Genomic DNA, 5,510 nt, shown 5'->3' with positions numbered 1-5,510 from the left:
TTACCCGTCAACGCTGGCATCCTGGCCAGCCGTTCGCGGTAATAGTTGTTCAGCACGCCCGTGATGAGCTTGTCCCGGCCCCCCAGGTAGTAGTGAATCAGCCCGGGCGCCACGCCGAAGTCCTTGGCCAGCTGAACCATCGAGATCTGATCCAACGACGTCTCGCGCGCCAATGAAATGGCGCGCGCAATGATGGTGGCGCGGCTGAGCGTCGCCTGGTCATTGATGGGGGATTCGACCCTGGGCGGACGGCCGCGCTTGCGCGGCGCAGCCTCGCTGGCGGGGGGCCTCTTGATGGCGGGCATATCGGCACTCTTGGAGATTGGACGGGTTGGAGGCATCCTAAAGTCTTATTGCCCCCCTGGCAAATAATCCGGCCTCCATCCCGCGCGCAGGCTTCTGCGCCTCTGCCTGCCCTCGACTTCAGACTACAGCCCGGTTCGGCTTCCCAGATACGCGCCGGCCCCTGGCGCCTCCAGCGCCAGGTCCAGCTGCGCAAGCATTTGCCGGGCGGTGCATATGGCGGTCGACGTCACCGGGATACCCAGCGCCGCTTGGGCACGTTCGATTGCCGCCAGCGACGGCATTTGTACGCAGGCCGACAGCACGACGGTATCCACGCCGGCGGTATCAAGCGCCTTGACGTCGTCAAGCAACGCAAGGGGATCCCGCTCTCCCACTTGCAGGTTGTCCAGGATGCTGAAGTTCCGGAAATCCTTCACTTGGATTCCCTCCGCCTCGATGTAGTCGACAACCACTCGGGTCAGGGCATCGCTGTACGGAGCCAGAAGCGAGATGCGTTTGGCGCCGAACGCCTTTAATTGATCGACCAGCGCCCCTGCCGACGTCATGATCGCGGGCAGATGGGGCGCGCCTTGCAGCGCCTCCTGCAATTCGCGCTGCGCCTGACGGTGGTAGCCCAGGCCCATGCACATCGTCGCCACCAGGCAAGCCGTGCTCATGACATCGACGCGGGCGTCCGCCAGTTCCAATGCGCAGCGGCCCATGTCGCGGTTCATTCGCTGCAGTTCCTCAGGCACCACACGGTGCATGCGTACCCGGCTGGCATGGAAAGAAAAGCGCTCTGGCAGAACCTGCATGCGCGCCCCGAAAATCGCAGGGACTTCGCGCTCCATCGTGACGTTCGAGCTGGGGACAATCTGGCCGATCCTGTAGGTCATGCCGCGCCTTCATGGGTGTGGGTTTCGTAGGCGCCGTGGGCAAGCAGCACCGCGCGAAGCGACGCCGGAACCGGTGTCCCGATTCGCTCGTCCTGGCGTACGCAGATAGGTGAAAAAACTGCCGAAAAGACGGCGGATCCGTCGGGTCGGCAGGCCGCCAGTTCAATGTCGAAGGATCGGGTGCGCAAGGCGCCCACGCGGCACTCGATAAGGATCACATCTCCCGGCCACAGTGTGCCGACGAAGTCGAACGACAGGGCCCGGCACGGCGTGCCTACGCCGTGCGCATCCCCCAATCGGCGCCCTGCTCCCAGATGCTCGGTATAAAGCGCGACGGCGCCCAGCACGTAATCGGGAAAGCGCCCGGTATAGACAACGCCGGCCGGATCGCAATCGCCCCACCGGACTTCCCGGCGGACGACGAACGGCGCCGTCGTCAAGACCATTTCCGTGGCTTTCATGCGCGCTCCCCGGCGGGCGCCGCAACCAGTCCCGCGGCCTCGAAACCCATGATCAGCGCGGGGTATTGTTCACGCAGCCGCTCGATGTCCACGCGACCGGTGCGCGTCATGAACCGCAACACGAATTCCTGAGGCCCGTACGTGTCCATCCATTCCCGGATGTTCTCGTACCAATTGAATGAGGCTTCGGATGCCCCGATCAGCTTCTGCTTTTGCGGCTGCCGTTCGGCGACATACGCTTCAAGAGCACGCGGGATATCGTCGGGCGACCCGTTCAATGCCCTTGCCAACGCGATGGCGTCCTCCATCGCAATGCGCGTGCCTGAACCGATGGAGAAATGCGCGCTGCTCAGGGCGTCGCCGATCAGCACCCGGTTCCCCACATGCCAGTTGCGGGCACGGATAACGGGGAACTGGCGCCAGTTGGAGTGATTGGAAACCAGCTTGCAACCGTCCAGTTCCGGTGCGAAAACGCGCTCGAACACGGCTTTCCGTGCTTCGGCAGTCATCGTTTCCATGCCCAGGGACTGCCAGGTCTGATGATCGCACTCGGCCACGAAGGTGCTCATCGATTCGGAGTAAGGGTAATAGTGCGCCACGAAGTAACCCGCGCCCTGCTTGCGGAACACCAGGCTGGGAGACGGAAAGGCCTTCTCGACGCCGAACCAGGCGAAGTGGTTGGAGAGACTGGCGCGCGCCACGTCGAACGCGTCGGCCTCGCCGTCGCGCACGCGGGAGTGGATGCCGTCCGCGCCCACGACGACGTCCGCATCCAACGTGGTGAAGTCTTCAATGCGCTGCTCATACCGAATGTCGACGCCCAGTCCCCGGGCGCGGTCGCCCAGGATCTGCAGCAGCTTGATGCGCGGGATGGCCCCGCCACTGCCGGGGCGCTTGATCGTGACCGGCGTATCGCGGGACACAATCACCTGCTGGTCGCTAAAGCGCATCGCCGCCACCAGCGCGTCGAACACCTGCGGCTCGGCATTGCGCAGGTGGGCAAGCCCGGTATCGGCCATGACCACGCCGAAGCCGAAGGTGGCATCCGCGGGGTTCTGCTCGTAGACCGTGATGCGAGCCTCAGGCTGAGACTGCTTCAACAAGATGGAGAGGAACAGGCCCGAAGGCCCTCCTCCAATGATGGCGGCTTTCATGCTTGCTCCAGCGGCGCGATCACCAAAGAATCCATATCGAAACGCTCGATGCGGCCTGCCAGACCACCTGTGAGCGCGCCATACCAAACCGCGGGTTTGAATCCCAGCGCTTTGCGTTGGAAGGTCAGCACGGGCGAACCCTCGATGCGCACGTAACCGTTGCCGGCAGGCTGCACGGCGTAGCCAGGCGTGGCCGCGGCAACCTCGAGCAGCGGTTTGAACTCCAGCACATCCAGCACGAAGATCGCGGCATTTCCGGCGGAGCTTCCACCCAGCGCGGCGCCCTTGGCTTGCCAAACGGGCTCAATGGCCGTGAATCCCTGCTCTTCCAGCCGCATCGCGGCCTCCAGCGTGTTCTGGGCATCGTCTGCATCTTCGCTGCTGAACGGACGCATCTGCCAGGTGATCTCAATCGGATAGCCGTTGGGATCGTTGAAGTAGATGGATTCGATCACCTCGTGACGGATCTGATAGCGCAGGGGAATACCGACCGCCTCCACTCGCGCCCGCCATTGCAGCAGTTCTGCTTCACTTTCCACCCGCCACGCCGTATGCGTCGCGCGGTCCTGGTAGTGGTCGGTCGGGACCAGGCGTTCCGGCCGCTGCGTGCCGATGTAATAGAAGAACGCGATCGTGCTGCCATTGCCGCTGTCGAAGAAAAAGTGCAGGAAGTCGGGATGATTCTCGGGACCCCACCCTTTCGCGGAAATCGCGTGCACAAGCGGCAAGCCCAGCAGGTCCCGATAAAAGCGCACCGTTTCCGAGAGCTTCCATGTCGGCCTGGCGGTGTGGTGCACCCCATGCAAACGCACGGAAGGCGCGGACGAGAAAGGGGATAAGGACGTGTTCATTGGGAATCGACTCCATTCTGGGTGTGGCCGCTCTCGGCCTGCAACAGGGCGGCGATCTGGCTGCGCAAGGCCTTCTTGCTGAGTTTTCCGGAGGCCGATAGCGGGAACTCGTCCACGACTTCAAGGCGCTCGGGCCATTTGAACTTCGCCAACCCGGCGTCTTGCAGATAGCGGCAGACCGCCGGCAGCGTCAAGGGCGATCCGGCATTCCGGGCGATCACGAAGGCACAGACGCGCTCGCCGTAGACCGGGTCGGGCATCGCCACCACGGCAGAGGTCAAGATTTCCGGATGCCCGTTCAGCACGTTCTCTACTTCCTCGGCGTTGATCTTCTCGCCGCCCCGATCGACGACGTCCTTGATCCTTCCGCAGAAGAAGTAGTAGGCGGCATCCCCGAATACCTGGCGCCGCATCAGATCGCCCGACCGATAGAAACCATCCGGCGTGAAGCGATGCACGTCTTCGGCTTCGGACTTGTAGTAGCCGCTGATCGTGTAAGGTCCCTTGAACAGCGCCTCGCCGACCTCGCCTTCCGCTACCGGCACGTCCGTGCCGATCTGCACGATCCTGACCTCGTCGTGCGCGGAAACCGGCCTGCCCACCGAGTGCTCCAGCACGTCGGCGCAGTCGCCGTCTCTTGCAAACATGATCACCCCTTCGGTCATGCCGAAGATGTGAAAGACCGGCGATCCCGTGGTGCGGCGCATCCCTGCGGCATTGCGCGGGGTGACGAATCGGCGGCGCGCTTTCTCGTCTGGGCTGGCACGCTGCAGTTCGGGCAGGATGCGCGTAAGAATGGGACCGGCCACACCGAACCACGTGGGCCGGTATGTCCGCACCAGCCCTTGCAAGGTGGCGTCGTCCAGGCTGCGGCAGACGGTGACCGTTGCGCCGCTGAGCAGGAACGGGCCAAAAAAGCAGCCCATGTTCAGGTTGTGCATGTACGGCGTGGGAAAGAACAGCACATCGTCAGGCGTGTACCGGTTCCAGGCGGCCACGGCGCGCATGTTGTAGAGATACTCGGCCTGAAAGCGCGGAATGATCTTGGGTACGCCGGTCGTGCCGCCCGACAGCTGGAACACCGCAACCTGGAACGGATGATGGGCAATCCGCCCAAGCCGGGTTCGCGCCGCCGCCAGCGGCATCGACGCGATAAGCTGATCGACGGTCGCCGCCGACCCGCGGGCGGTGCCGCGCGCTTGCACCACGAACGCCAGCGACGGCACGTGTTGCTGCATCTGCTCGGCAAACGCCACGTCGTCGAACTTGGGGTCGTCGCCTTGCACCAGGTGCAGCCGCGCCTCCGCCAAATTCCCCAGATACTCGATCTCCAGCTTGCGGAACGCCTGCAACGAGCAGACCGGAATGATGCCAGCCTTCAGGCAAGCGCAGAACATGACCAGCAGCTCATGGCTGTTGCCGCACTGGAAGATCGCGCGGTCCAGCGGTTGCAGCCCCAGGTCCAGCAGCGCCGCGGCCAGGCGGTCGCTGCGCTCATCCAGTTCGCGGTAGGTGTATTGCGCATCCGGCCCCACCAGGGCAAGACGGTCCGCATGGTCGGTGAAGGCCTGGCGCAGCCCGTCGACCAGCGTTTCCTGCGTCAGGACGCCCTGCTGTAGATAGGCGTTCAGCCGGGCCGCATCCGGGTAGCGCACCCCGGCCAACCGCTGCGCCGGCAGGATATTTTCCAAACTCGACATAGTTTCCTCTTTCGCCCCAGACAGGCGCGTCTCCATCCCTTTATCCACGAACCGCCTCACCAGCGCGCACGCAGCCACTCCACCAGATGCCGGGCCGCCACGGCCCTGCCCGCCGGTTCGTCCTTGCCCAGCGCCATGCCGTGATGATTGCCACGGACCCGCA

General features: G+C 63.9%; 6 protein-coding genes. All 6 read right to left on the bottom strand.

Translation table 11 applies throughout. The features are described 5' to 3' along the window. Positions 1–305, bottom strand: a 305-nt coding sequence (locus ACO6D5_RS29400; RefSeq protein WP_485827343.1) for a TetR/AcrR family transcriptional regulator, incomplete at its 3' end; no start/stop codon positions are given. A 123-nt stretch (positions 306–428) separates the two neighbouring features. Further along, on the bottom strand, positions 429–1,181 hold the full coding sequence (locus tag ACO6D5_RS29395) for an aspartate racemase/maleate isomerase family protein (RefSeq protein WP_315847120.1): 753 nt from the start codon (positions 1,179–1,181) through the stop codon (positions 429–431). Then, a complete protein-coding gene (locus tag ACO6D5_RS29390; protein WP_485827342.1) occupies positions 1,178–1,642 on the bottom strand; it encodes an acyl-CoA thioesterase in 465 nt (154 codons plus the stop codon). Before ACO6D5_RS29390 ends, ACO6D5_RS29395 begins: the two co-directional genes overlap by 4 nt. After that, entirely contained in the window at positions 1,639–2,796 is a 1,158-nt protein-coding gene (locus tag ACO6D5_RS29385) for an FAD-dependent monooxygenase (protein ID WP_485827341.1), read from the bottom strand. Before ACO6D5_RS29385 ends, ACO6D5_RS29390 begins: the two co-directional genes overlap by 4 nt. After that, entirely contained in the window at positions 2,793–3,647 is an 855-nt protein-coding gene (locus ACO6D5_RS29380) for a VOC family protein (RefSeq protein WP_485827340.1), read from the bottom strand. Before ACO6D5_RS29380 ends, ACO6D5_RS29385 begins: the two co-directional genes overlap by 4 nt. Beyond that, positions 3,644–5,347: an AMP-binding protein gene (locus ACO6D5_RS29375; RefSeq protein ID WP_485827339.1), complete on the bottom strand. Its 1,704-nt coding sequence runs from the start codon at positions 5,345–5,347 to the stop codon at positions 3,644–3,646. Before ACO6D5_RS29375 ends, ACO6D5_RS29380 begins: the two co-directional genes overlap by 4 nt. Positions 5,348–5,510 lie beyond the last annotated feature (163 nt).

It is taken from the genome of Achromobacter sp., from assembly GCF_057314935.1.
The sequence above is the reverse complement of the archived record's forward strand: the minus strand, read 5'-3'. Positions and strand labels throughout refer to the sequence as shown.

Excerpts from the sequence above, each read along its gene's own strand:
- ACO6D5_RS29395 (WP_315847120.1), bottom strand. The coding sequence starts at position 1,181 with ATGACCTACAGGATCGGCCAGATTGTCCCCAGCTCGAACGTCACGATG.
- ACO6D5_RS29390 (WP_485827342.1), bottom strand. The coding sequence starts at position 1,642 with ATGAAAGCCACGGAAATGGTCTTGACGACGGCGCCGTTCGTCGTCCGC.
- ACO6D5_RS29385 (WP_485827341.1), bottom strand. The coding sequence starts at position 2,796 with ATGAAAGCCGCCATCATTGGAGGAGGGCCTTCGGGCCTGTTCCTCTCC.
- ACO6D5_RS29380 (WP_485827340.1), bottom strand. The coding sequence starts at position 3,647 with ATGAACACGTCCTTATCCCCTTTCTCGTCCGCGCCTTCCGTGCGTTTG.
- ACO6D5_RS29375 (WP_485827339.1), bottom strand. The coding sequence starts at position 5,347 with ATGTCGAGTTTGGAAAATATCCTGCCGGCGCAGCGGTTGGCCGGGGTG.